The sequence below is a fragment of the Meridianimaribacter sp. CL38 genome (assembly GCF_004328055.1).
GTDB classification, from domain to species: domain Bacteria; phylum Bacteroidota; class Bacteroidia; order Flavobacteriales; family Flavobacteriaceae; genus Gaetbulibacter_B; species Gaetbulibacter_B jejuensis.
This window is the reverse complement of the sequence record NZ_QKWS01000007.1, coordinates 54,409-79,903: the sequence shown is the minus strand read 5'-3', so window position 1 is coordinate 79,903 and position 25,495 is coordinate 54,409. Positions and strand designations below refer to the sequence as shown.

General features: G+C 32.6%; 24 protein-coding genes and 2 tRNA genes. 16 read left to right on the top strand and 10 right to left on the bottom strand.

Annotated elements, in window-relative coordinates; translation table 11 throughout:
• The first annotated feature begins 443 nt into the window (after nt 1–443).
• The 6 genes from thrS to DMZ43_RS14555 all read left to right on the top strand — a co-directional run bounded on the left by thrS (nt 444) and on the right by DMZ43_RS14555 (nt 7,982).
• On the top strand, nt 444–2,381 hold the full coding sequence (gene thrS / locus DMZ43_RS14580; protein ID WP_131509051.1) for a threonine--tRNA ligase: 1,938 nt from the start codon (nt 444–446) through the stop codon (nt 2,379–2,381).
• Nucleotides 2,382–2,411: 30 nt separating this feature from the next.
• Entirely contained in the window at nt 2,412–2,960 is a 549-nt protein-coding gene (gene infC, locus DMZ43_RS14575; RefSeq protein ID WP_202865202.1) for a translation initiation factor IF-3, read from the top strand.
• A gap of 64 nt (nt 2,961–3,024) precedes the next feature.
• Nucleotides 3,025–3,222 (top strand): 50S ribosomal protein L35, encoded by a 198-nt coding sequence (gene rpmI / locus DMZ43_RS14570; protein ID WP_129761794.1) that lies wholly within the window; start codon nt 3,025–3,027, stop codon nt 3,220–3,222.
• Between the two features lie 103 nt (nt 3,223–3,325).
• Nucleotides 3,326–3,670 (top strand): 50S ribosomal protein L20, encoded by a 345-nt coding sequence (gene rplT, locus DMZ43_RS14565; RefSeq protein WP_129761793.1) that lies wholly within the window; start codon nt 3,326–3,328, stop codon nt 3,668–3,670.
• A gap of 153 nt (nt 3,671–3,823) precedes the next feature.
• Nucleotides 3,824–7,084, top strand: coding sequence for an amidohydrolase family protein (locus tag DMZ43_RS14560; RefSeq protein ID WP_131509050.1), 3,261 nt, complete (start codon nt 3,824–3,826; stop codon nt 7,082–7,084).
• A gap of 67 nt (nt 7,085–7,151) precedes the next feature.
• Complete coding sequence (locus DMZ43_RS14555; RefSeq protein WP_131509049.1) at nt 7,152–7,982, top strand: HAD family hydrolase; 831 nt, start codon at nt 7,152–7,154, stop codon at nt 7,980–7,982.
• On the opposite strand, the gene DMZ43_RS14550 is transcribed toward DMZ43_RS14555, so the two are convergent.
• The 8 genes from DMZ43_RS14550 to tgt all read right to left on the bottom strand — a co-directional run bounded on the left by DMZ43_RS14550 (nt 7,956) and on the right by tgt (nt 16,648).
• The gene (locus DMZ43_RS14550; protein WP_131509048.1) at nt 7,956–8,378 is read right to left on the bottom strand and encodes a secondary thiamine-phosphate synthase enzyme YjbQ; all 423 of its coding nucleotides are present in this window, start codon (nt 8,376–8,378) and stop codon (nt 7,956–7,958) included. The genes DMZ43_RS14555 and DMZ43_RS14550 overlap by 27 nt on opposite strands.
• Before the next feature lie 5 nt (nt 8,379–8,383).
• Nucleotides 8,384–9,643: an asparagine synthetase B gene (locus tag DMZ43_RS14545; RefSeq protein WP_187347871.1), complete on the bottom strand. Its 1,260-nt coding sequence runs from the start codon at nt 9,641–9,643 to the stop codon at nt 8,384–8,386.
• Nucleotides 9,644–9,724: 81 nt separating this feature from the next.
• On the bottom strand, nt 9,725–10,744 hold the full coding sequence (locus tag DMZ43_RS14540; protein WP_129761789.1) for an AI-2E family transporter: 1,020 nt from the start codon (nt 10,742–10,744) through the stop codon (nt 9,725–9,727).
• 88 nt (nt 10,745–10,832) lie between these two features.
• Nucleotides 10,833–12,371 (bottom strand): replicative DNA helicase, encoded by a 1,539-nt coding sequence (gene dnaB, locus DMZ43_RS14535; RefSeq protein ID WP_129761788.1) that lies wholly within the window; start codon nt 12,369–12,371, stop codon nt 10,833–10,835.
• A gap of 168 nt (nt 12,372–12,539) precedes the next feature.
• Complete coding sequence (locus DMZ43_RS14530) at nt 12,540–13,493, bottom strand: acetyl-CoA carboxylase carboxyltransferase subunit alpha (RefSeq protein WP_129761787.1); 954 nt, start codon at nt 13,491–13,493, stop codon at nt 12,540–12,542.
• 53 nt (nt 13,494–13,546) lie between these two features.
• A complete protein-coding gene (locus DMZ43_RS14525) occupies nt 13,547–14,452 on the bottom strand; it encodes a DMT family transporter (protein WP_131509047.1) in 906 nt (301 codons plus the stop codon).
• Nucleotides 14,439–15,518 carry an LptF/LptG family permease gene (locus tag DMZ43_RS14520; RefSeq protein WP_131509046.1) on the bottom strand — a complete coding sequence of 360 codons (1,080 nt, stop codon included), beginning with the start codon at nt 15,516–15,518 and terminating at the stop codon, nt 14,439–14,441. Before DMZ43_RS14520 ends, DMZ43_RS14525 begins: the two co-directional genes overlap by 14 nt.
• Entirely contained in the window at nt 15,518–16,648 is a 1,131-nt protein-coding gene (tgt, locus tag DMZ43_RS14515; protein ID WP_131509045.1) for a tRNA guanosine(34) transglycosylase Tgt, read from the bottom strand. Before tgt ends, DMZ43_RS14520 begins: the two co-directional genes overlap by 1 nt.
• A 162-nt stretch (nt 16,649–16,810) precedes the next feature.
• On the opposite strand from tgt, the gene DMZ43_RS14510 reads away from it, so the two are divergent.
• Genes DMZ43_RS14510 through DMZ43_RS14500 form a run of 3 tightly spaced genes read left to right on the top strand, consistent with a single transcriptional unit; the run spans nt 16,811 to nt 19,279 of the window.
• The gene (locus tag DMZ43_RS14510) at nt 16,811–17,665 is read left to right on the top strand and encodes a transketolase (RefSeq protein WP_255421389.1); all 855 of its coding nucleotides are present in this window, start codon (nt 16,811–16,813) and stop codon (nt 17,663–17,665) included.
• A gap of 18 nt (nt 17,666–17,683) precedes the next feature.
• Complete coding sequence (locus tag DMZ43_RS14505; protein WP_129761782.1) at nt 17,684–18,637, top strand: transketolase family protein; 954 nt, start codon at nt 17,684–17,686, stop codon at nt 18,635–18,637.
• Nucleotides 18,638–18,691: 54 nt separating this feature from the next.
• Entirely contained in the window at nt 18,692–19,279 is a 588-nt protein-coding gene (locus DMZ43_RS14500) for a porin family protein (RefSeq protein WP_129761781.1), read from the top strand.
• A 52-nt stretch (nt 19,280–19,331) separates the two neighbouring features.
• Here the strand turns inward: DMZ43_RS14500 and DMZ43_RS14495 are convergent, their stop codons facing one another.
• Entirely contained in the window at nt 19,332–20,276 is a 945-nt protein-coding gene (locus DMZ43_RS14495) for an FKBP-type peptidyl-prolyl cis-trans isomerase (RefSeq protein WP_131509043.1), read from the bottom strand.
• Between the two features lie 137 nt (nt 20,277–20,413).
• On the opposite strand from DMZ43_RS14495, the gene DMZ43_RS14490 reads away from it, so the two are divergent.
• Together DMZ43_RS14490 and DMZ43_RS14485 are read left to right on the top strand one after the other, a co-directional pair.
• A complete protein-coding gene (locus tag DMZ43_RS14490) occupies nt 20,414–20,785 on the top strand; it encodes an RNA-binding S4 domain-containing protein (protein WP_129761778.1) in 372 nt (123 codons plus the stop codon).
• A 42-nt stretch (nt 20,786–20,827) separates the two neighbouring features.
• Nucleotides 20,828–21,331 carry a phosphoribosyltransferase family protein gene (locus DMZ43_RS14485; RefSeq protein WP_129761777.1) on the top strand — a complete coding sequence of 168 codons (504 nt, stop codon included), beginning with the start codon at nt 20,828–20,830 and terminating at the stop codon, nt 21,329–21,331.
• On the opposite strand, the gene DMZ43_RS14480 is transcribed toward DMZ43_RS14485, so the two are convergent.
• On the bottom strand, nt 21,323–21,844 hold the full coding sequence (locus tag DMZ43_RS14480) for a shikimate kinase (protein WP_131509042.1): 522 nt from the start codon (nt 21,842–21,844) through the stop codon (nt 21,323–21,325). The genes DMZ43_RS14485 and DMZ43_RS14480 overlap by 9 nt on opposite strands.
• 131 nt (nt 21,845–21,975) lie before the next feature.
• Here DMZ43_RS14480 and DMZ43_RS14475 point away from each other — a divergent pair.
• The 5 genes from DMZ43_RS14475 (at nt 21,976) to DMZ43_RS14455 (ending at nt 25,492) form a co-directional block, all read left to right on the top strand.
• Nucleotides 21,976–22,048 (top strand) — tRNA-Lys (locus DMZ43_RS14475).
• A gap of 57 nt (nt 22,049–22,105) precedes the next feature.
• Nucleotides 22,106–22,191, top strand: a tRNA-Leu gene (locus tag DMZ43_RS14470).
• 53 nt (nt 22,192–22,244) lie between these two features.
• Nucleotides 22,245–23,138: a MerR family transcriptional regulator gene (locus tag DMZ43_RS14465; RefSeq protein WP_131509041.1), complete on the top strand. Its 894-nt coding sequence runs from the start codon at nt 22,245–22,247 to the stop codon at nt 23,136–23,138.
• 45 nt (nt 23,139–23,183) lie between these two features.
• On the top strand, nt 23,184–24,650 hold the full coding sequence (locus tag DMZ43_RS14460; protein ID WP_131509040.1) for an NAD(P)/FAD-dependent oxidoreductase: 1,467 nt from the start codon (nt 23,184–23,186) through the stop codon (nt 24,648–24,650).
• A 2-nt stretch (nt 24,651–24,652) separates the two neighbouring features.
• Nucleotides 24,653–25,492, top strand: coding sequence for a phytoene/squalene synthase family protein (locus DMZ43_RS14455; RefSeq protein WP_129761773.1), 840 nt, complete (start codon nt 24,653–24,655; stop codon nt 25,490–25,492).
• Nucleotides 25,493–25,495 lie beyond the last annotated feature (3 nt).

Sequence of the window (25,495 nt, the reverse complement as noted above, 5' to 3'; positions counted from 1 at the left end):
TGTGAACTTTTTGCCTCAACGTTCCCGTTTTTAGCGGCTGCAAATATACAACCTATTTTTTCTTTATCGCAAACTTTTTTTTACTTTTTTTTAATGTTTTTCTCGAAAAATTTCGCCCAACCTATAAACCAATACTTTACATATAATATTCTTATCATTTATACTTCTTGAAAAGTTACATTAAACTAAAATGCACGCTTTAAACATATATATACATAAACTTAAAACACACAAAATAACTCTACACTATTAATCCACTATTCTCTTTATGTATAGTTCACCTCTACATATAGGCACTATAGATTAGCCTGCCTTTAAACGCTAATCATACATATATATCCTTAATGAATAAAGATGTAAAAATTTATACATTATATATTATTGTATGAATGTAATTAACCTATTATCTTTGCATTCTTATTTTCATACATATATATATTATAATGGTAAACATCACATTGCCTGATGGCAGTATAAAATCGTTTGAGGGAGCTACTACTCCAATAGAAGTCGCTAAAAGTATTAGTGAAGGGTTAGCTAGAAATGTTATTTCTGCAAAGTTTAATGATACTACGGTAGAAACAACAACACCTATAACGACAGATGGATCATTGGTTTTATACACTTGGAATGACGATGACGGTAAAAAAGCTTTCTGGCATTCTTCGGCTCATATATTAGCACAAGCAATTGAAGAGTTGTATCCTAGTGCAAAGTTATGGGTTGGTCCTGCTATTGAGAATGGTTTTTATTATGATATAGATTTAGGAGATGATGTGATTTCTGACAAAGACTTTAAGCGTATAGAGGACAAGATGCTGGAGATTGCAAGAGGTAAGCATGATTTTAAAATGCGTTCAGTGTCAAAAGACGAAGCATTATCTTATTATAAAGGTAAAAATGACTATAAAGTTGATTTGATAGAAAATCTTGAAGATGGTACTATCACATTTTGTGATCATGACTCATTTACTGACTTATGCCGAGGAGGACATATACCAAACACTGGAATTGTTAAAGCTGTTAAAATATTGAGTGTAGCTGGAGCCTATTGGAAAGGTGATGAAAACAATAAACAGTTAACACGTGTTTATGGTATTTCATTTCCGAAGCAAAAAGAGTTAACTGAATATTTGCAACTACTAGAAGAAGCTAAAAAACGTGACCATAGAAAACTCGGTAAAGAACTTGAATTGTTTACTTTCTCACAAAAGGTAGGTCAAGGTCTTCCGCTTTGGTTACCTAAAGGAGCGGCTTTACGTGAGCGCTTAGAAAACTTCTTAAAAGTTGCTCAGAAAAAAGCAGGATACGAAATGGTTGTAACACCTCACATTGGCCAAAAGGAGCTATACGTTACTTCTGGTCACTATGCTAAATACGGAGAAGATAGTTTTCAGCCAATTCATACGCCAAAAGAAGGTGAAGAATTTTTACTAAAACCCATGAACTGTCCTCACCATTGCGAAATTTACAATCACTCTCAATGGTCTTATAAAGATTTACCAAAGCGTTATGCTGAATTTGGTACTGTATATAGATATGAGCAAAGTGGTGAGTTACATGGATTAACTCGTGTAAGAGGTTTTACTCAAGATGATGCTCATATTTTTTGTACTCCAGAGCAATTAGACAAAGAGTTTAAAGACGTTATCGACTTAGTGCTTTACGTTTTTGGTTCATTAGGTTTTGAAAACTTTACCGCTCAAGTATCTGTAAGGGATCCTGAAAATCCCGACAAATATATTGGCGATGTAGCTAACTGGGAAAAAGCTGAACAAGCAATTATTAACGCAGCAAGCGACAAAGGCCTAAATTATGTAATTGAAACTGGTGAAGCTGCCTTTTATGGTCCTAAACTTGACTTTATGGTTAAAGATGCATTGGGCAGACAGTGGCAATTAGGAACTATACAAGTAGATTATAATTTACCTGAGCGTTTTGATTTAACATATAGAGGAAGTGATAACGAACTTCACAGACCTGTTATGATACATCGTGCACCTTTTGGTAGTATGGAAAGATTCATAGCTATTTTGCTAGAACATACAGGAGGAAATTTCCCACTTTGGTTAATGCCAGAACAAGTAATTGTCTTATCAATTAGTGAGAAATATGAAAAATACGCCAAAAAAGTTTTAAATTTGTTAGAAAATAACGAAATTCGCGCCCTAATTGACAATAGAAATGAGACTATGGGTAAAAAAATTCGGGAAGCCGAAATAAAAAAAATCCCATTCATGATTATTGTTGGTGAGAATGAAGAATCAGAAAACAAAGTTTCTGTGCGTCAACATGGTGGAGAAGATCTTGGCATGATTACTGTACAAGAATTTTCGAATATTGTTGACCAAGAGATAAAAAAATCTTTGAAACAGTTTTAAAAAATTAAGTTTAATTAAAATTATATAGCCATAGCAATACGTAGAAACAGAAACAACTCTAGAAGAGTTGAAAAAGAAGATCAACACAGAATTAATTCAAAAATTAGAGCCGAAAAAGTACGAGTAGTCGGTGATAATGTTGAAGTAGGAATTTATACAACTAAGCAAGCACTTGCCATTGCTGATGAGCAAGGTTTGGATCTTGTTGAAATTTCTCCAAAAGCTGATCCTCCAGTATGTAAGGTTATGGATTATAAGAAGTTTCTTTATGAACAAAAGAAACGAGATAAAGCCTTAAAAGCAAAAGCTTCTAAAGTTGTAGTTAAAGAAATTCGTTTTGGTCCTCAAACTGATGACCATGATTATAACTTCAAAAAGAAGCATGCCGAAAAGTTTTTAAAAGATGGAGCAAAATTGAAAGCTTTTGTGTTTTTCAAAGGACGTTCTATCGTATTTAAAGAGCAAGGACATATTTTACTACTTAGGTTAGCTCAAGACCTTGAAGAATTTGGAAAAGTAGAGCAAATGCCAAAATTAGAAGGTAAAAGAATGACCATGTTTATTGCTCCAAAAAAATAAAATAAGTGCTGAGAAACTCTCAGCTTAAAATAATAAGCGAAACGTAAATTAAAACTAGGAGAAAATGCCTAAAATGAAAACTAAATCAAGTGCTAAGAAACGTTTTAAACTAACTGGCACTGGTAAGATCAAAAGAAAGCACGCTTTTAAAAGTCACATCTTGACTAAAAAATCTAAAAAGCGTAAGCTTGCTTTGACTCATGATACATTAGTACATAAGTCAGACGAAGACAACATTAAAACTATGTTACGTTTAAAGTAATAACGTTTTAATCGGTTAAAATAATTTATAAACCCTGGAGTTAGGCAAAACAATTTAGCAAGTACCAATTAAGGTCGCCTACTACAAAAAACAAATTTAAGAAATGCCAAGATCAGTAAATTCAGTAGCTAAAAGAGCCAGAAGAAAAAAGGTTCTTAAGCAAGCAAAAGGTTACTTTGGAAGACGTAAAAACGTTTGGACAGTAGCTAAAAATGCGGTTGACAAAGCGATGCAATACTCGTACAGAGACCGTAGAAACAAAAAAAGAACGTTTCGTGCGTTATGGATTCAACGTATTAACGCTGGAGCTAGACAACACGGAATGTCATATTCAAAGTTTATGGGTAAATTAAAAGCTAACAATATCGAATTGAACCGTAAAGTTCTTGCAGATTTAGCTATGAACAATCCAGAAGCTTTTGAAGCAATAGTAAACAAAGTAAAGTAAGGCGTTCGCCTAAATAATAACAACAATTCGCTTATAAAAATCCGATTCATAATGAATCGGATTTTTTGTTTTTAACATAGTTATACTTTTATCACTCAAGTGAAAACCGATAATAAATCTTATCTTACACCTTTATTATAATTTACAATTAAGATGAATAAAATTAATCTAATCTCCTCCCTCATTTTATTAATAACACTTAGCGTTTTTGGTCAAGGCACTAAAAAAGATAGTGTTTGGAATGTTTCAAATCCTCAAGGAAATTGGGATTTTAAAGACATAAAACTATCTACCAACGAAGGTACATGGATGAATATTGATGTTAGTCCTAATGGAAAACTTATTGTTTTTGATATGTTAGGCGACATCTATAAAATGGATATCAACGGTGGAAAAGCAACAGTTTTAAGAGAAGGTTTAGCTTTTGAGATACAGCCTAGATTTAGTCCTGATGGAAAATCCATTTCATTTACTAGCGATGCTGGTGGTGGTGACAATATTTGGGTTATGGATTTAGATGGCAACAATGCTAAACAAGTCACTAATGAAAATTTCAGACTTCTCAATAATGCAATTTGGACACCTGACAGTAATTATCTTATTGCCAGAAAACACTTTACATCTACACGCTCTGCAGGTGCTGGTGAGTTATGGATGTATCATAAAACTGGTGGTAAAGGTTTACAATTAACAACGAGAAAAAATGACCAACAAGATGTGAATGAACCTAGCATTTCAAGTGATGGCAAGTATTTATATTATAGTGAAGACGTATATCCTGGAGGCTTTTTTCAATACAACAAAGACCCAAATAGCCAAATTTATGTCATAAACAGATATAATATGAAAACAGGCGAAATTGATAGAATTACAGGAGGTCCTGGTGGTGCAGCGCGTCCACAAGTGTCAAGAGATGGAAAAAAACTCGCTTTTATAAAACGTGTACGTGAAAAATCGGTACTATTTATACATGATTTAGAAACCAATGAAGAATGGCCTCTTTATGACAAGCTAAACAAAGACCAACAAGAAGCTTGGGCTATTTTTGGTGTATACCCAAATTTTAACTGGATGCCAAACAACCAAGACATTGTGTTTTGGTCTGGTGGAAAAATAAACCGAATAAATATCAATTCCTTGGAAGTTACTAATATTCCTTTTCAGGTTGATGCTACACTAAAAATCGCTAAAGCTGTTGAGTTTGATACTCCTGTGTCTCCTGATACTTTTGAAGCCAAAGTAATACGACATGCCGTAACATCTCCTGATGGAAAGCATTTAGTGTTTAACGCATTAGGTTATTTATGGTCTCAAAAATTACCTAACGGAACTCCAAAACGTTTAACTAAAGGAACTGATTTTGAGTTTGAACCTAGCTTTTCTCCTAACGGAAAAGACATCGTTTATGTAACATGGAATGATGAAAACCTTGGTTCAATATATAAAGTATCCGCTTCTGGAGGAACTCCTACAAAGCTTACAAATGAAAAAGGAATTTATAGAAATCCTTCTTATTCACATAATGGACAAAATATTGTTTACCGAAAAGAAGGTGGAAATAATGAACAAGGAAGAACTTTTGATAAAAATCCTGGTCTTTATATAATGAACTCTAATGGTTCAAATATAAAATTTGTAACAAAAGAAGGCGAGTTTCCTAGTTTTAATGCTAATGATTCACGAATTATTTACCAAAAAGGAGGACAATATTTTGGTGACTTGACCAAAGAACTTAAGAGTGTTAATCTTGCTGGTTTTGACGAGAAAATTCTTGTAAAATCAAAACATGGTAATAGATTAGTACCAAGTCCTGATAGCAAATGGATAGCATTTGTACATCTTCATAAAGTATATGTTGCTCCAATGCCGCAATCTGGTCATACACTTGATATGACTGATAAAACAAAATTTGTTCCTGTAACACAACTTTCAAAAGATGCTGGTATAAACCTTCATTGGTCTTCTGATAGTAAGCAATTGCATTGGACACTTGGTAATATGTATTATTCAACTGGAGTTTCAGAAGATATTCAACTTGTTGAGAACGGAACTAAAATTAATATCGAAGTAAAAACCGATAAACCTAATGGAACTATTGCTTTTAAAGATGCTCGAATAATCACAATGGAAGGTGATGAAGTTATTGAAAACGGTACTATTGTTATTACTGAAAATAAAATAGTAGCTATTGGTAAAAGCGATGCTGTTACCATTCCTTCTAACGCAAAAGTATATGATGTTACAGGAAAAACTATAATGCCAGGAATGGTTGATGCTCATGCGCATATTGGCGGTTTCCGTTACGGACTTACAACTCAAAAACACTGGCAATTTTATGCAAATCTAGCATTTGGAGTTACAACAGCTCATGATCCTTCTGCAAATTCTGAAACAGTTTTTGCCTTATCAGAGTTACAAAAAAACGGAACTTTAGTTGGTCCTCGCCTCTACTCTACAGGTTTTATTCTATATGGAGCTGATGGTGATTTTAAAGCTGTAATTAATAATCTTGAAGATGCACGTTCGTCAGTAAGACGTACTAAAGCTTTTGGTGCTTTATCGGTTAAGAGTTATAATCAACCAAGAAGAGATCAACGTCAACAAGTATTACAAGCAGCTAGAGAAGAAGGTATTTTTGTGGTTCCTGAGGGTGGTTCAAACTTTTATCATAACATGACAATGGTTATGGATGGTCACACAGGTGTTGAACATAATATCCCTGTTGCTCCTGTTTATAAAGACGTTTTAAAACTTTGGGGAAGTAGTAATGTAGGTTACACGCCTACTCTTATTGTTAATTATGGCGGAATGAGTGGTGAATACTTTTGGTACCAAAACACAAATGTTTGGGAAAATGAAAAACTCTTAAAATATACACCTAGAGGTATTATAGATTCTAGATCTAGACATCGTACTATGGTTCCTCATAGCGAATATGAAAACGGTCATATTTTAGTTTCTAAAACTTGCAAAGCGCTAAGTGATGCAGGAGTTAAAGTAAATCTTGGTGCTCATGGTCAGCTACAAGGTCTTGGTGCACATTGGGAATTGTGGATGCTTCAACAAGGTGGTATGACAAATCACGAAGCCTTAAAAGCTGCAACAATTAATGGCGCAAATTATATTGGTGCTGGTAACGATATTGGCTCATTAAAAGTTGGAAAACTTGCTGATTTAATTGTAATGGAAAAAAACCCTTTAGAAGACATTAAAAACTCTGAAAGTATTATATATACTATGGTTAATGGTCGTTTATACGATACTGAAACTATGAATGAAATTGGTAACTCACCAAAAGAAAGAACTCAATTTTACTGGGAAAACAATAAGTATAACCAAGCATTTCCTTGGCATGAAGCTAGCCAAAGTTTTACTAAAGAATCTTGTGGTTGTCATATAGGTTCTTCGCACTAAAACAATTAGTTAACCTTAATTTTAAACAGAGTTTAAAGCCTATTAGTATTTTTGAAAAAAATGCGATATGAATCTATCTCAAGTTAAACTTGTAGTCACTGATATGGATGGTACACTTCTTAATTCTAAAGGAGAAGTTAGTGATAATTTCTACTCTATTTTTAAGGAACTAAAACACCATAACATTCACTTTATAGCTGCTAGCGGAAGACAATACCATAGTATAATTGATAAGCTTCATGACATTAAAGATGAAATTACTGTAATTGCTGAAAATGGTGGTATTGCTAAACAAGGTAAAACTCAGCTTCTATCTAACTACTTTCCTATTGAGGTTATTCATCAACTTATTGTTTTATTAAGAACTATTGATGATGCTCATATTGTACTTTGTGGTGAAAACTATGCGTATGTTGAGTCTAAAGATGATGATTTTATTTTCATGTTTAGCGAATATTATACGCAGTTTAAATTAGTTGAAGACCTTACTGAAGTGCTAGACGACAATTTTTTAAAAATTGCTGTTTACAGTTTTGGCGGATCTGAAGAGTTTGTGTATCCACATGTAAAAAACTATGAAAATGATTTACAGGTAAAAATTTCTGGTAATAACTGGTTAGATTTATCTCACATCAATACAAACAAAGGTTATGCTTTACAGCAAATACAAACCACTTTAGGTATTTCCAAAGCAGAAACTATGGTGTTTGGTGACTACAATAATGATTTGGAAATGCTACAATTAGCAGATTATAGCTTTGCTATGAAAAATGCGCATCCAAACGTAAAAAAAGTAGCTAAGTTTGAAACCAAAAGCAATGATGAAGGTGGTGTTGAATTTATTTTAAAACAGTTGATAAACGACAAAGAATTAATTGCCAAAAGCAGTAAGCACTAAACGTCTTCCGTTAGCAAAATTTCGATGTTCGCATAAGTAAATTCCTTGCCACGTTCCAAGATTTAAACTCCCATTTGTAATAGGAATTTGAACAGAACTTCCCATTAACGAAGCCTTAATATGCGCTGGCATATCATCAGAACCTTCATAATTGTGTTTGTAATAAGGTTGATTTTCTGGAACCATAACATTTATATGACTTTCAAAGTCAGCCCTAACCGTAGCATCAGCATTTTCATTAATGGTTAAACTTGCCGAAGTATGCTTAATAAACACATGTAATAATCCTATATTGATTGTAGCAATTTCAGGGAAATTCTTTATGATTTCAGAAGTAATTAAATGAAAACCTCTCTCTTTTGCAGTGAGTACAATTTCCTTTTGAAACGTTTTCATAACTATTAGGTCTTCTGTTTTTTCTTTTTAGCTGCAGGAAACAATACATTATTAAGTATTAATCTATAACCTGGTGATGTTGGGTGCAAATCTAATTCTGTTTTTGGGTCTCCTACTCTATGCGTATAATCTTCTGGGTCGTGTCCACCATAAAATGTAAAAAAGCCTTTTCCTTTAATACCATGAATATATTTAGCTTCTCCATTGGTTTTGTTTTCACCCATAATAAGCACATTACTTTTTATTTCATCTCTAGTAAATGCAGTAGTCTGTCCCATAAAACCTTTTACCAATGCAGTATGATTTTGACAAAGCATTGTAGGAACAGGATCCCACTTAGCCGAAAATTCCATAAGCGTAAAGTAATCTGTAGTTTTAGGAATACGTCTTTTTTGAGTCATATCTATTGAAGAAAACTCATACACATTAGGATTTCTTTCCAATAAATAATCTTTGAACGCAAACGTTTTACTGTAATCTATTTTATTTTGATAACCAGGATCACTACCATCTCCATCAAACATGGGTTCACAAATATCTACACCTTCTGCGCTTAAAGCAATATCAAAACTATCGGTTGCGCTACACATTGCAAACATAAATCCACCTCCTACTACGTAGTCTTTAATTTTTTTGGCAACTGCTAATTTTTCCTGAGATACTTTAGAGTAACCTAATCTTGCTGCCAATGCTTCTGCTTCTTTCTTTTCTTCAATATACCAAGCTGCCGACTTAAAGCTTCGGTAAAACTTACCATACTGTCCTGTAAAATCTTCATGATGTAAATGCAACCAATCGTATAACAATAAGGCATCATTGAGCACTTCTTCATCATAAATAGTATCGTAAGGAATTTCGGCATAGGTAAGTACCATGGTTACTGCATCATCCCAAGGTTGTAAACCATAAGGTGTATATACTGCTATTTTTGGTGCTTTTTCCAACACTACAGCTTCCATATTTTTTGAAGGACTACTAATAAGTTCCAGTATTTCTTCTGCTTTAGAATTAGAAATCACTTCAAAACTTACACCACGTATTTGACATTCTCGCTGAATTTCTTCAGTATCAGGAACCAAAAACGATCCTCCTCTATAATTCAATAACCATTTTACCTTTAGTTGCTTTTCTAAAGTCCAATAGGTAACTCCATACGCTTTTAGGTGGTTTTTCTGTCCTTCAGCATCCATAGGAATTAAAACATAAGACGCAAAAGCTCCTGTAGTAACACAAAGGAAAAATAATAAGGCAAGTATCTTCTTCATAGACGAAATATACTCAAAAAATATTCCGCTATAAAAGGGTTTAAGGAAATATTAGCTAAAATAACATAAGAACAAGCTCAACTAACTACCAGATAATATGTTTGCTATTTTCTTGGTATTAGGAAATTGTTCCAATATAATTTTTATGAAAACCGTAATTGGAATAGCCATAATAAGACCTGGAATTCCCCAAATATAACCCCAAAGCATAAGCATTACTAAAACAGTAATGATATTTATTGAGAAGGATTTTCCCATAAAAATAGGCTCTAAAATAGCTCCAAAAAGCACTTGAACTCCAGTAATGGATACAATAAAGAAGAATAATGTACTTGTTGGGTCTAACTCTACAAAAGCAAAAATTGATAGTAGTATTACCGAAATAAACGAGCCTACCATTTGTACAAAATTGATTACAAACGCAAATAATCCCCAAAAAATTGGAAAACTCACATCAAAAAACAAACACGCCAATCCTGTACCAATACCTGTGAGTAAGCTTACAAAAAACTTTACCTTTATAAATGTTATAAGGTCTTTTTCAATTTTCATAAACGCTTTTACAGAGGCATGTTTTTGTTTTAAAATAGTATTATTTAAAACATTATGAACGTTTATAGATTCAGCTAACCATAGCACAACAAAAAAGGCTGTCATTAAAATCATGGTTAAAAACTTCCTTAAAAAATCGAAAGTTGTACCAATATTATCCTTTTCAAAAAAACCAGAAATCATGTTTTTATCATTCTGAAAAACAATACCAAAAGTTTCTTCTAAATATAGTTTTGCATCAGCAAGTTTAACTTCTGCTTTATCAAAAAACTCAGTATTAGAAGCCATGATTTGTTTACTTGACAACTTGATGAGTTCTGCACCTACTTTTAAACCTATAAAAATTAAAAGAATAACAACAACTATACTTATCCATTTTGGCACCTTACGTTTACCCAACCAACGCATTAATGGTAAAAATAATAATGCTATAAACATTGAAAAGATTAAGGGAATAAAGATGAATGATAAAATCTTTAAAAGGTAAAATACCAAAGGGATTACTATAATAAGCAATAATAAATTTGTAGTACGTCTTTGATCTAGCATGGAGCGTTTTTCTTTTTCAACCGAACAACAAATTTAGCTTAAAATGTTGTTATAAAGGGTAATAAAATACGTTAGAAAATGTTAAATATTAAAACGGAACATCGTTATCATCGTCTTCTGGAGCACCAAATGCATCAGAAGCTGACGGGAAGTTGTCTGGCTTAAAAGTGTTATCGTTGGCAGCATTCATTTTACTATGGAATTCATTACCAAAAGGCGTGTCAAAATCATCAAGATTATCAAACTTACCAAGATGTCCAATGAACTTCAATCTGATGTTTTCTAAACCACCATTTCTATGCTTTGCAACAATAAACTCACCTTGTCCTTCGGTTGGAGAACGGTCTTCATCGTCCCATTCGTCAATTTTGTAGTATTCAGGACGATAAATAAACGATACAATATCTGCATCCTGCTCAATAGCTCCAGATTCACGTAAGTCAGATAGTAAAGGACGCTTACTACCACCACGAGTTTCAACAGCACGCGATAACTGAGAAAGAGCAATAACCGGAACATTAAGTTCTTTTGCCAATGCTTTTAAGTTTCTAGAAATTGTTGAAATTTCCTGCTCTCTGTTTCCTCCTTTTTGACTTCCTCCTGCTGTCATTAACTGAAGGTAGTCAATCATAATCATTTTGATACCATATTGTGATGCCAAACGACGTGCTTTTGCTCTTAAATCGAATATAGAAAGAGAAGGTGTATCATCAATATACAAAGGTGCTTTTTCTAATGTTTTTACTTTAACATTAAGTTGCTCCCACTCGTGTTTTTCTAGCTTTCCTGTTCTTAACTTTTCTGAAGACAGTCCTGTTTCACTAGAAATCAAACGTGTAATCAACTGTACTGATGACATCTCTAAAGAGAAAAATGCTACAGGTTGGTTAAAATCAACAGCAATGTTTCTAGCCATGGTAAGCGTTAAAGCTGTTTTACCCATACCAGGACGTGCAGCGACAATGATTAAATCACTAGGTTGCCAACCAGACGTTAATTTATCTAGTTTATCAAATCCTGTAGGAATACCACTTAACCCTTTTTTGTTAGAAATCTCTTCAATCTTTTTCTTTGCTTGTATTACTAAGCTTTGAGCTGTTTCGGTAGATTTTTTAACGTTACCTTGAGTAACTTCATAAAGTTTTGATTCGGCATTGTCCAAAAGATCAAAAACGTCTTTGGTTTCATCGTAAGCTTCTTCAATAATTTCACTTGAAATTTTAATTAAACTTCTTTGAATATATTTTTGAAGAATAATACGTGCATGAAACTCAATATGTGCCGAAGATGACACTCTTTGTGTTAATGAAATGAGGTAAAAATCACCTCCAACCAAATCTAGCTTAGCATCCTTTTTAAGTTGACTAGAAACGGTTAATAAGTCAACAGGTTCACTATTTTCAAATAATTTGAAAATAGCTTCAAAGATATATTTATGAGCATCTTTATAAAAGGCTTCAGGACTTAAGATATCAATTACCTCATCAACCCCTTTTTTATCAATCATCATTGCTCCAAGCACAACCTCTTCTAAATCAATAGCTTGAGGAGGTATTTTCCCTTTCTCTAAACTAATGATAGTGCTTTTATCTACTTTATAACCTTTTATTGGGTCTGGTTGTTTCATAAGATGCGAATGTAACTAAAATGTTAAGAAAGAACAGAATTTTAATACTTTCAATCTTAACAGTTCTTCAACAATTTAACTGTTAATAACTTATATATATTGTTAATAGCGACAAAAAAAACCGAAGTTCAGCACTTCAGTTTTTTTGAATACTATATTTTATTAGGATTAGCCTTTGTAAACTCCCATTTGCATATATTTTTCCATGCGTTGGTCTACTAATTCTTTTGGTGATAAGTTTTTTAATTCTTCGTAATTTTTTACGATAGCATCACTAACCGATTTAAAAGTGGTTTCTCTATCAGTATGTGCTCCACCAAGAGGTTCTTTTATGATTTGGTCTACAAGCTTAAGCTTTTTCATATCTGGTGCAGTAAGTTTTAAAGCTTCGGCAGCTTGCTCCTTGTATTCCCAACTACGCCATAAGATAGATGAGCAAGATTCAGGTGAAATTACAGAATACCATGTGTTCTCTAACATCAATACTTTATCTCCAACACCAATTCCTAAAGCACCACCAGATGCTCCTTCTCCTATTATTATGGTAATAATTGGCACTTTAAGACGTGCCATTTCTAAAATGTTTCTTGCAATAGCTTCTCCTTGTCCGCGTTCTTCAGCTTCTAATCCTGGATATGCTCCTGGAGTATCTACTAAGGTTACAACAGGAATACCAAATTTTTCGGCAGACTTCATTAAACGCAATGCTTTTCTGTAGCCTTCTGGATTAGCCATACCAAAGTTTCTGTATTGTCTAGTTTTGGTATTATAACCTTTTTGTTGACCAATAAACATATAGGTTTGGTCTCCAATTTTACCCAATCCACCAATCATAGCTTTGTCGTCTTTTACATTTCTATCACCATGAAGTTCAAGAAATGAATCACCACAAAGTGCTTTAATATGGTCTAGAGTATAAGGTCTGTTTGGATGACGAGATAACTGTACACGTTGCCATGCAGTAAGATTTTTGTATATATCTTTTTTGGTCTCTTTTAGCTTTTTTTCAATTTTCTTACAAGTCTCAGTAACATCTACATCGCTCTCTTCTCCTATTATCTGGCATTTTTGCAACTGATCTTCAAGCTCTTTAATTGGAAGTTCAAATTCTAAATATTCCATTGAAAGTTACGTTTAATTTTAGTTAGCATACAAATATAAAAACTTTAATCGTCTTAGCTTGTTAAGCTGCTTTTCTTTTTAACTATTTTTCTATTTTTAAGTAAAGCATCCCATAAAACAGTAATAAAAATAAGCGCTGCACCATAATAGAATTGTTGGCTCATAATCTCGGTTTCAGGAAACAAAATAATTGCTAGTGTAATACCATAAATTGGTTCTAAATTGTACGAAAGTATTACTGTATAAGGACTTATGTGTTTCATTACTTCTACTGAACCAATAAATGCATAGGCTGTACAAACTGATCCTAAAATTATGAGGTATATCCAATCAGAATTTGATAGTGCGAAAAACTGTGTGTTAAACGCATTGTCAGAACGAATAATAAATAGCGACAGTAAAACAATACCGCTTAAAAATTCATAAAATGAAATTACAGAAGCGTTGTGCTTTTCAATAAACTTGCCATTAATTACCGCAAAGGTTGTGGAAAAAAGCGCTGAAAGTATGCCTAGAATTATTCCGTTAAGGTATTGAATTTCACTCTGGGTTATTAAAAACACACCAACTACAACAACGATTCCGAAGAATATTTCGTAACCAATTATTTTACGCTTATAAATTAAGGGCTCTATAAAAGAAGCAAAAAAAGCACCTGTAGAAAACATAGCGAGTGCTATTGATACATTAGCCTGATTAATGGATTCAAAAAAAGTAATCCAATGTAAAGCGATGATAATACCTGCACCAAAAAAACCGAGTATCGTTTTTGGTGGAAGGTTTAAAGGAATTCTTGCTAGCTTTATGTAAGCATACATTAATACTGCCGCAATAACCATTCTGTACCATACCAACTCAGTTGAGCCAATGGTTATTAACTCTCCTAAAATAGCAGTAAATCCAGCAATGAAAACTAAAAAATGTAAGTGTAAATAATTTTTAAGCTTAACGTTTGGCATTATATAGAAGGTATATAGCTATTATACCAAAGATAACATTTGGAAACCAAACTGCAACCAAGGGAGGAAAATCTGATTGCTCTGCCATTACACCAAACACTTTATCGAAAAACACATAAACCATTGCAATAGTAATACCAAAAGCAAGATTAACTCCCATACCTCCTCTTCGTTTAATTGAAGATACAGCAACAGCAATAATAGTAAGTATATATACCGAAACTGGTAAACTCCATTTTTTATACTTTACTACTTCATATCTCCCAATGTTTGATGAGCCTCTCTTTTTCTCCTTTTCAATGAAACGGTTAAGCTCTCCATATTGAAAAGTTTCTGCAATATACTCAACAGGTGTAAGGTCTTCGAGATCAAATGAAAAGAGCGTATCAAAACGTCTCGTAGTTTCGATAATCTCAGAGTTTTCGTTGAAAATTCGCTTTGTGTAGTTAATTAATCTATAAGTAGAATCTCTTTCTATAAATGTAATATTATCGGCAGAAATTTTGTACTCCAACTTATTACCATCAAAATGCTCTAAAGTAAATTTAAATCCTCTTTTTGCATTAGGGTCAAATCGACTTACGTAAATAAAGTCGTTATCGTTTATCTGCCTATAAATATCTTGAGTTTCAAACGCTTTTCTATTTCCTTTTAAATATTGATACTTAAACTGATTAAAACCTTTACTTGCCATAGGTGCTAAATACAAACCAAGTAATAATGCAAAACCAGCTACTATTGTAGACCCTATCATATAAGGTTTTAAAAACCTTGAAAAAGAAACTCCAGAGCTTAATATTGCAGTAATCTCAGTATTGTTGGCTAATTTTGAGGTAAACCAAATTACTGACAAGAATAAAAACAAAGGAAATAATAAGTTAGCAAAATAAATTGTAAAATCTAGATAGTACTTCGCTACAGCAGGAAAAGGCACTTCCTTTTCAAGAATTTTACCAATTTTTTCAGCAAGATTTACAGTTATCCCAATAGGAATAAACAACAGCAACATCATTAAAAATGTAAACAGGTAACGTTTTAGTATGTACCAATCTAATATCTTTAACATTACAATCGTTTATCCATTTGTTTTACCATTTTATCTTTCCAGCTTCTAAAATCTCCTGCTAATATATGTTTTCTAGCTTCTCTAACCAACCATAAATAAAAACCAAGATTATGTATAGTTGCTATTTGCTTACCAAGTAATTCATTTACAGTAAATAAATGACGCAAATAGGCTTTACTATATTCGGTATCTACAAAGGTTATTCCCATTTCATCAATTGGAGAAAAATCGTCTTCCCACTTTTTATTTTTGATGTTTATTGTGCCATGAGCTGTAAATAACATTCCATTTCTAGCATTTCTTGTTGGCATTACACAGTCGAACATATCTACACCTAACGCTATATTTTCTAAAATATTGATTGGTGTACCAACTCCCATTAAGTAACGAGGTTTGTCTTCAGGCAAAATTCCGCATACAACATCAGTCATAGCATACATTTCTTCGGCAGGTTCTCCTACCGAAAGTCCACCAATAGCGTTTCCTAAAGCTCCAGAGTTAGCAATATATTCAGCAGACTGCATACGTAAATCTTTGTATGTGCTTCCTTGAACAATTGGAAAAAACGTTTGTGAGTACCCATATTTAAATGGTGTTTTTTCTAAATGCGCAATACATCTGTCTAACCAACGATGCGTCATGTGCATAGAGCGTTTTGCGTAATTATAATCGCAAGGATAAGGTGTACACTCATCAAAAGCCATTATAATATCAGCACCAATACTACGCTGAATTTCCATAACATTTTCAGGCGTAAATGTATGGTAGCTACCATCAATATGTGATTTAAACTTAACACCTTCTTCCTTAATTTTTCTATTTGCAGAAAGCGAGTACACTTGGTAACCACCAGAATCGGTTAGTATATTTCTATCCCAATTCATAAACTTATGAAGTCCGCCTGCCTTTTCTAAAATATCAGTTTGAGGTCTTAAATAAAGATGATAGGTGTTACCTAATATAATATCAGGATTTATATCGTTTTTAAGCTCTCGTTGATGCACTCCTTTTACCGAAGCCACAGTACCAACTGGCATAAAAATAGGTGTTTCAATAACACCATGATCTGTAGTAATTTTTCCTGCTCTAGCCTTACTTTGACTATCTTTTCCCTTTAATTCAAATATCATATGCTTTACTCAATGAGTTGGCAAAGATAAATAACTAAATGTGATGTGCTTCTTAATAAATTCAAAATTGTTAGCAAAAGCATCATTTTGGTTAATAAATGCTCATAAAGTCTTTTTATTAATCTGTATAAAACTTTACTTTTGCATCAAGAAAAAACTAAGATTAAAAACATGTCAAACACACAACAACTAGAAGATTTAGTAACACAGGTTCGTAGAGACATTTTACGGATGGTACATAAAGTAAACTCAGGGCATCCAGGTGGTTCTTTGGGCTGTACAGAATTTTTTGTAGCGCTTTATAATGAAATAATGGAAACCAATGACTCCTTTGATATGGATGGTATTGGAGAAGATATTTTCTTCCTATCAAACGGTCATATTTCGCCTGTTTATTACAGCGTATTAGCAAGAGCTGGTTACTTTCCTGTAGACGAGCTAAATACTTTTAGAATAATCAACTCTAGATTACAAGGACACCCAACCACTCACGAAGGTTTACCAGGTGTTCGTATTGCATCAGGCTCTTTAGGACAAGGAATGAGCGTTGCTCTTGGTGCTGCTCAAGCAAAAAAATTAAATAATGACAACCATTTAGTATACAGTTTACATGGTGATGGCGAGTTACAAGAAGGTCAAAACTGGGAAGCTATAATGTATGCATCAGGAAACAAAGTTGACAATATTATTGCTACTATTGACTTAAACGGTCAGCAAATTGACGGTTCTACAGATGACGTTTTACCAATGGGAAATGTCAAAGAAAAATTTGAAGCTTTTGGATGGACTGTTTTAGAAATTGAAGAAGGAAATAATATTGAAGCTATATTAAAAGGTATGGCTGAAGCAAAATCTAAAACTGGTCAAGGAAAACCAGTATGTGTTTTACTAAAAACTGTAATGGGTAATGGTGTTGATTTTATGATGCACACTCATGCGTGGCATGGTAAAGCACCAAACGATGAGCAGTTAGCTATTGGACTAGCACAAAACCCAGAAACTTTAGGAGATTATTAAGCAGCAACAACTAAGACAATGAAAACATATACATACACAGAAAAAAAAGATACTAGAAGTGGTTTTGGAGCAGGACTAGCAGAGTTAGGTAGAACAAATCCAAACGTTGTTGCACTTTGTGCAGATTTAATTGGTTCGTTAAAAATGGATCAATTTATTAAGGAAAACCCTGAGCGTTTTTTCCAAGTAGGAATTGCTGAAGCTAACATGATGGGTATTGCAGCAGGATTAACTATTGGTGGAAAAATTCCATTTACTGGTACTTTTGCTAATTTCTCAACAGGAAGAGTTTACGATCAAATTCGTCAATCTATAGCTTATTCTGGTAAAAATGTAAAAATATGCGCATCGCATGCAGGTTTAACTTTAGGTGAAGATGGAGCAACACATCAAATACTAGAAGACATTGGATTGATGAAAATGCTTCCAGGAATGACAGTTATAAATCCATGTGACTATAACCAAACCAAAGCTGCTACTATAGCAATTGCAGAACATGATGGACCTGTTTACCTTCGTTTTGGTAGACCTTCAGTTCCTGTGTTTATGCCTGAAGACCAAAAATTTGAAATAGGGAAAGCTATTCATCTTACTGAAGGAAGTGATGTAACTATTGTTGCTACAGGACATTTAGTTTGGGAAGCATTAGAAGCTTCAAAAGCGCTTTTTGAAAAAGGTATCAAGGCTGAAGTTATTAATATTCATACTATAAAACCTCTTGACGAAAAAGCAATATTAGATTCAGTTGCAAAAACTAAATGCATTGTAACTGCTGAAGAACACAACTATTTAGGTGGTTTAGGAGAGAGTGTAGCTAGAGTTTTAGCTGAAAACGAACCTACGCCTCAAGAGTTTATTGCTACTCAAGATACTTTTGGTGAATCTGGTACACCAGCACAACTAATGGACAAATATGGACTTAACAGTTCTGCTATTATAAATGCTGTTGAAAAAGTAATGAAAAGAAAATAATATTCGTTTGGCAACGTTTTTGATACTATAATCCAAATCTAAAAAACGAATATTATGAAAAAATTAGTTATTACTACAATTCTGTTATTTGCAATTAATTTATCTTTTGCTCAAGACGGAAACAGCTTTGGTCTTAAAGGTGGACTAAACTATAATGCCAATGGAGATTATTTTGAATCTATTGGTGATAATGCACAACACCCAGACCGAAACATAGGTTATCATATTGGTGTTTTTGGTAAAATTGGAAACAAGTTTTACTTCAGACCTGAGCTGATGTACACTAGTACTAAAAGTGATTACGATAGCGATGATTTCACTATGCAGAAAATTGACGCTCCTCTATTATTTGGTGTTAAAGTTTTAGGACCTGTAAGTGTTTTTGGTGGACCATCATTACAATATATCTTGGATACTGAGTTTGATGGCATAAGCATTAGCGAAGTTGAAGATGACTTTTCAGTTGGATTAAACTTTGGTATTGGACTAAGCTTTCAATCGTTTGGAATTGACCTAAGATACGAAAGAGGTTTTAGTGATAACGAAGCTACATTTATTGGAAACAATTTAGGAGAAGGTGTTGTAAGTAGAATTGATACCAGACCTGATCAACTTATCTTAAGTTTATCACTAATTCTATAAAAAAGAAATAAATAGATTATAAAAAAAGCCGCTTTAAAAGCGGCTTTTTTTGTTAGTCTTCATCTTGATTGGATTCTGTTGAATCCGCATCTAAATAATTTGGAATTCCGTCTCCATCAGTATCATCATTAGTTGGGTCTCCATCATTATCAATATCTTCATATATCGTTAACACACCATCACCATCGTCATCAATATCTAAATAGTTAGGAATATCATCTTCATCAGTATCTTCATCAAAAATATCGTCATCGTTATCTAAATCTTCTAAATAAGTTGGTACTCCATCTTCATCATGGTCATTAATTTCAGTTTGGTATAACGCAAACTTAAATATTAAATTAGAATAAGAATTCACACCAAATGGTGGTGAAGAAAAATAGGCTAATCCTGAAGGTAAAAACATAACTCCCAAACCGTAATCTGAATACGTTACAGTTCCATCTCCATTTATAACAAAAGAACTAGCTGTATTAAATTGTGGCATTACTCTTCTCCATCCAGGAATTAAGTTAACTAAATCTAATTGAGTAGGGTTTACAGTACTATCAAAAACATCTCCATCTTGCATATTACCAGAATAGTTTACCCTTACATCATCACAAAAATTTGGAGCATCTCCTCCTCCTTGGTTTAATCTAAGTATATAATATTCATACTCAACATCAGCAAAAGTTGTTGTGTGTACTTCAATTACTCCAGGGTCACTTAGCATAGTATTGTTTTCTGGATCAGGCATTTCTAAATAATTTCCATTTTCGTCCATAGGTAATTCAGAAATTTCTATATCAGAAATTGAGTAATCTCCAGGAGTCTCAAACATTGAAGAATTATAGTAATGAGTTTCAAAATACCCTAGCAAGGAATCTCTATCGGCAACTTGTTGTTCTGTTCTATCTCGTTCAACAAATGTAGAACCATTATCATCATCTTTTTTACACGATGTAAAACCTAAAACCAGAACTAGAAGTAAAGCACAGTAATTTTTAATTTTCATAAATAGTAAATTTTTCTTTCATCAATTCAAAAACAAGACCTCTTGCCTGAATTTATATTGCTCATTTTTATTAGCGCAAGATACAATATTATAATATTTTTGTACAACAACATTAACGTAGTTTTTATATTTTTAATATGCGGATAGACAAATTCTTGTGGAGTGTTAGATATTACAAAACCCGAAGCATTGCAACACAAGCATGTAAAAAAGGTCATATTAAAGTAAATGATCAAGTCGTAAAACCCAGTAGAGAAGTTTATATAGGTGATAAAATTGAATTGCGAAAAAATCAAATCAACTATCAATTAACAGTTAACGATATACCTCCTAACAGAGTTGGAGCTAAGTTAGTTGATATTTATAGAACTGATACAACTCCCAAAGAAGCCTTTGAAGCTCAAGAACTACTTAAATATTCTAAGGATTATTACCGTAAAAAAGGTACAGGAAGACCTACTAAAAAAGATAGACGCGATATTGATGATTTTTATGACGAAAATGAATAGTATTGAAAATTCTCCTTTATCTTTGAAAAAACACTATTACAAATGACAGCCACTAAAAATACAATACTAACACATCAAGAAATTTTACATAAAATAAGACGTATTGCTTATCAAATTTACGAAAGCAATGTAAATGAATCTGAAATTATTTTGGCTGGTATTGATACTAATGGATATTTATTAGCAAAAAAGCTCAAGACGAATCTTGATAAAATTTCTGATATAAAATCCACTTTATGTAAAGTTGTTGTCGATAAAAAAAATCCGTTATCAGAAATAAAAACATCTCTTTCAGAAGAGGAATACACCAATAAATCTATCATTCTTATTGATGATGTTTTAAACTCTGGAAGCACACTTATTTATGGTGTTAAACATTTTTTAAACGTGCCATTAAAGCAGTTTAAAACGGCAGTTCTTGTTAACCGAAACCATAAGAAGTTTCCTGTAAAAGCTGATTTTAAAGGTATTTCTTTATCTACTTCTCTAAAAGAGCATGTTGAAGTTGTACTTGATGGAAAAAACTTTGAAGCGTATTTAAAATAGCTCTAATATAATTTTTTCAGTTATTTCTTCTATTGATTTATTATCAGTAAGGATTGTAGCGTCAGATTGATTGTAATAATTGGTTCGCTCAAATAAATGCTTACCTATAAACTCTACCATCTCTTCTTTTGAATCAATATGAGCAATTAAAGGTCGTTTTCCCTTTTCATTAAATAATCGCTCAGTTAAAACAGGTATAGACGCCTTTAAATAAATACTCTTCGCGTGTTTAGAAGCTTTTATAAGTTCCATGTTATTTCCATAACACGGAGTTCCTCCTCCTAGAGAAATAATAGTATTAGTTGTGTCTTCTATTAACTCCTTTAAATATATGTTTTCAATTTTTCTAAAATAAATTTCTCCTTTAGATTGAAAAATTTCAGTAATAGTCTTTTTTTCCTTGAATTGAATATAATCATCAAAATCTATAAAATTATAGTCTAAAACTTGTGCAAGTTTGCTTCCAATAGTAGACTTTCCAGAGCCCATATATCCAATTAAAAAAAAATTCATTTTTACGTTATAAATTGATTATTAAATCCATAAGATTATGAAATGCAAAAAAACGAAAATTTATCTAAAAAAGGGTTTGGAAAATAAATTAATCGTTTTATATTTGCACCCTCGTTAAGAGAAACACGGCAGACTTGGTAGCTCAGTTGGTAGAGCATCTCCCTTTTAAGGAGAGGGTCCTGGGTTCGAGCCCCAGCCAAGTCACTAAAAAAAAGTTAAGCGAAATGCTTAACTTTTTTTATTTTTGAACACTTCATTTTTGCGCACGTGGCGGAATTGGTAGACGCGTTAGGTTGAGGGCCTAATGACCGTTTTTGGTCGTGGAAGTTCGAGTCTTCTCGTGCGCACTTTTTAAATTACTTCTTTTTTATTAATTTTGTTTAGTTTTTTTAAGTAAAAGATGAACAACATTAAAAACGAATTCAGTATCAAAGACCTTGAACACCTTTCGGGTATCAAGGCACACACAATACGTATTTGGGAAAAACGCTACAACCTATTAGCTCCCAACCGTACTGAAACTAATATTAGAACTTACAGTATTGAAAGCCTACAAAAGCTTTTAAACATTACTGCTCTTTACAATAATGGTTTAAAGATTTCAAAAATTGCAAAACTAACTCCTGAAGAAATTATTGAAAAAGCAAAGGAACTTGCAATCTCTTCTAATGAAAACCATCTTTTAAATACTTTTAAGATAGCTGCATTGAACTTTGACAAAGCTCTTTTCATTAATACATTTAAGAATTTAGAAGAAGAAAAAACGTTTTCAGAAATTTTCTATGAAGTATTTATTCCTTTATTAGAAGAAATTGGTTTTCTATGGCAAACCAATACAATAACTCCTGCACAAGAACATTTTATTTCTGAACTGATAAAGCAGAAAATATTAGTTAATACTGAGCAATTTCAAACTGCTGAAATAAAAAAACATGACAGAGTTTATGCTTTATTTCTTCCTGAAAATGAAATCCATGAACTTGGTTTACAGTTTGTAAATTTTGAACTTACAAAATTAGGTTATCAAACTATCTATTTAGGTGCAAGCGTACCAAGCAAAAGTCTTGAAGATTTACTGACTCATTATGATCATGTAGACTTTATAAGCTATTTTACAATAAAACCTGATACAGATAATATTGATAATTATCTCAATTCTTTTTACAATACATTATTAAAAAAAGAAAACAAATTACATATCTTAGGGAGATTAGCTTTAGAAATAGACGAATCATCAATTAATAAAAAGATTAAACGCTACACTTCCATTAAAAATTTAGTAGACTCAATATAAATATTTTTATTTTGTTTAATCTTTTTTTATATTTGTTAAACATTTATGAAAAAAGTTGCAATTATAGGTTCTGGGTTTTCGTCTTTGGCTGCGTCATGTTACTTAGCTAAGTATGGTTATGACGTAACCATTTACGAAAAAAATAAGACCATAGGTGGTCGAGCTAGACAATATGTAAAAGATGGTTTTACATTTGATATTGGTCCAACATGGTATTGGATGCCAGATGTGTTTGAACGCTTTTTTAGCGATTTTAATAAGCATCCTAAAGACTATTATCAATTAGAAAAGCTCAATCCTGCATATAGTGTTTATTTTGGGAAAAATGATTTTATCACCATTGAAGATACTTTAGATAAAATCTGTATTGCATTTGAAAAAGAAGAACCAGGAAGCTCTAAAAAACTTAAAAAGTTCATTCAACAAGCCGAAGACAACTACAATATTGCCATCAAGGATTTGGTATATAACCCTGGAGTTTCTCCTCTAGAGCTTGTGAATTTACAAACAGCTAAAAAATTAAATCAGTTTTTTGGTACTATTAAAAAAGATGTTAGAAAAGCATTTAGCAATAAACGCTTAGTACAAATTCTAGAGTTTCCTGTTTTATTTTTAGGCGCTAAACCAAGCGACACACCTTCGTTTTATAATTTTATGAATTATGCCGATTTTGGATTAGGCACCTTTCATCCAAAAGGAGGTATGTACCAAGTAATATTAGCGCTTGAAAAACTAGCAAAAGAACTTGGTGTTACTATTAAAACTGAAAACCCAATTCAAAAGATTTTCGTAGATAATGGTAAAGCCAATACCATTATTACCAACAGCAGCAAAATAATTAATTGTGATATTGTTTTAAGTGGTGCAGATTATCATCATACCGAAACTTTACTTGAAGAATCCTATAGGCAATATAGTGAAGCTTATTGGACCAAAAAGACTTTTGCTCCTTCTTCACTCCTATTTTATGTTGGGTTTAATAAAAAACTAAAAAATGTAAATCATCATACTTTGTTTTTTGATGTGGACTTTGACACACATGCCGAAGCTATTTATGATAACCCTAAATGGCCAGAAAAACCTTTATTCTATGCTAGTTTTCCTTCAATAACTGATAATTCTACTGCTCCTAATGATAAAGAAGCTGGAATTTTTTTAATACCTTTAGCTCCAGGGCTTGAGGATACCGAAGCGTTACGAAGTAGTTATTTTGATAAAATTATCAATCGATTTGAAGCATTAACTTCTCAATCGGTTAAAGAAGATATTCTTTTTAAAGAGTCGTTTTGTGTGAATGATTTTATATCAGAATATAACTCCTATAAAGGAAATGCCTATGGAATGGCCAATACGCTATTACAAACTGCATTTTTACGACCTAAATTAAAAAGTAAAAAGGTTAACAACCTTTATTTTACTGGACAACTTACCGTTCCTGGACCTGGTGTTCCACCATCATTAATATCTGGGAAATTGGCTGCAGAACTAATAAACAAACATCATTCTCTTTAATTATGAAAGCTCTATTTGACACTGTTTCTCATGAGTGCAGTAAAATTACTACTAAAACGTACAGCACTTCTTTTTCGTTAGCAACAAAAATGCTTGCTAAATCCATTCGTCAAGACATTTACAACATTTATGGTTTTGTAAGGTTTGCTGATGAGATTGTAGATTCTTTTCATGACTACAATAAAGAATTTTTGTTTCATTGGTTTGAAAAAGACCTGGAACTAGCCATACACAACAAAATTAGCTTGAATCCTATTTTAAATGCGTTTCAAGAAACGTATCATAAATACAATATTGACAAAGCACTTGTTACTGCTTTTATGAAAAGTATGAAAATGGACTTACATAAAACAGATTATTTAACACAAGACGAGTTTAAAGAATACATCTATGGTTCTGCTGATGTTGTTGGGTTAATGTGCTTAAAGGTATTTGTTAAAGGTGATGAAGAGAAATACCAAAAACTTAAAGATAGTGCTATGAGTTTGGGTTCTGCTTTTCAAAAAGTAAATTTCTTAAGAGACTTAAAGGCCGATTTTGAAGATTTAAACAGAAGTTATTTTCCTAATGCTGATTTATCTAAACTTGACGAGCAATCAAAACAAGATATAATTAATGATATTGAAGAAGATTTTAGCAAAGGTTTGGAAGGTATTAAACAGTTACCAATTGAGGCTAAATTTGGTGTATTCATGGCTTACAGATATTACAGCCAATTATTAAAAAAGCTCAAGAAAACGCCTGCGCTTAAAATAAAGTCTACACGTATTAGGGTTTCAAATTCTAAAAAAATTGAACTCTTAACCAGGAGTTATGTTAAATATCAATTGAATTTATTGTAACTT

What these genes read in the sequence shown, in the direction of transcription:
- thrS (WP_131509051.1), top strand. Translation starts at nt 444, where the DNA reads ATGGTAAACATCACATTGCCTGATGGCAGTATAAAATCGTTTGAGGGA.
- rpmI (WP_129761794.1), top strand. Translation starts at nt 3,025, where the DNA reads ATGCCTAAAATGAAAACTAAATCAAGTGCTAAGAAACGTTTTAAACTA.
- rplT (WP_129761793.1), top strand. Translation starts at nt 3,326, where the DNA reads ATGCCAAGATCAGTAAATTCAGTAGCTAAAAGAGCCAGAAGAAAAAAG.
- DMZ43_RS14560 (WP_131509050.1), top strand. Translation starts at nt 3,824, where the DNA reads ATGAATAAAATTAATCTAATCTCCTCCCTCATTTTATTAATAACACTT.
- DMZ43_RS14555 (WP_131509049.1), top strand. Translation starts at nt 7,152, where the DNA reads ATGAATCTATCTCAAGTTAAACTTGTAGTCACTGATATGGATGGTACA.
- DMZ43_RS14550 (WP_131509048.1), bottom strand. Translation starts at nt 8,378, where the DNA reads ATGAAAACGTTTCAAAAGGAAATTGTACTCACTGCAAAAGAGAGAGGT.
- DMZ43_RS14545 (WP_187347871.1), bottom strand. Translation starts at nt 9,643, where the DNA reads ATGAAGAAGATACTTGCCTTATTATTTTTCCTTTGTGTTACTACAGGA.
- DMZ43_RS14540 (WP_129761789.1), bottom strand. Translation starts at nt 10,744, where the DNA reads ATGCTAGATCAAAGACGTACTACAAATTTATTATTGCTTATTATAGTA.
- dnaB (WP_129761788.1), bottom strand. Translation starts at nt 12,371, where the DNA reads ATGAAACAACCAGACCCAATAAAAGGTTATAAAGTAGATAAAAGCACT.
- DMZ43_RS14530 (WP_129761787.1), bottom strand. Translation starts at nt 13,493, where the DNA reads ATGGAATATTTAGAATTTGAACTTCCAATTAAAGAGCTTGAAGATCAG.
- DMZ43_RS14525 (WP_131509047.1), bottom strand. Translation starts at nt 14,452, where the DNA reads ATGCCAAACGTTAAGCTTAAAAATTATTTACACTTACATTTTTTAGTT.
- DMZ43_RS14520 (WP_131509046.1), bottom strand. Translation starts at nt 15,518, where the DNA reads ATGTTAAAGATATTAGATTGGTACATACTAAAACGTTACCTGTTTACA.
- tgt (WP_131509045.1), bottom strand. Translation starts at nt 16,648, where the DNA reads ATGATATTTGAATTAAAGGGAAAAGATAGTCAAAGTAAGGCTAGAGCA.
- DMZ43_RS14505 (WP_129761782.1), top strand. Translation starts at nt 17,684, where the DNA reads ATGAAAACATATACATACACAGAAAAAAAAGATACTAGAAGTGGTTTT.
- DMZ43_RS14500 (WP_129761781.1), top strand. Translation starts at nt 18,692, where the DNA reads ATGAAAAAATTAGTTATTACTACAATTCTGTTATTTGCAATTAATTTA.
- DMZ43_RS14495 (WP_131509043.1), bottom strand. Translation starts at nt 20,276, where the DNA reads ATGAAAATTAAAAATTACTGTGCTTTACTTCTAGTTCTGGTTTTAGGT.
- DMZ43_RS14490 (WP_129761778.1), top strand. Translation starts at nt 20,414, where the DNA reads ATGCGGATAGACAAATTCTTGTGGAGTGTTAGATATTACAAAACCCGA.
- DMZ43_RS14485 (WP_129761777.1), top strand. Translation starts at nt 20,828, where the DNA reads ATGACAGCCACTAAAAATACAATACTAACACATCAAGAAATTTTACAT.
- DMZ43_RS14480 (WP_131509042.1), bottom strand. Translation starts at nt 21,844, where the DNA reads ATGAATTTTTTTTTAATTGGATATATGGGCTCTGGAAAGTCTACTATT.
- DMZ43_RS14465 (WP_131509041.1), top strand. Translation starts at nt 22,245, where the DNA reads ATGAACAACATTAAAAACGAATTCAGTATCAAAGACCTTGAACACCTT.
- DMZ43_RS14460 (WP_131509040.1), top strand. Translation starts at nt 23,184, where the DNA reads ATGAAAAAAGTTGCAATTATAGGTTCTGGGTTTTCGTCTTTGGCTGCG.
- DMZ43_RS14455 (WP_129761773.1), top strand. Translation starts at nt 24,653, where the DNA reads ATGAAAGCTCTATTTGACACTGTTTCTCATGAGTGCAGTAAAATTACT.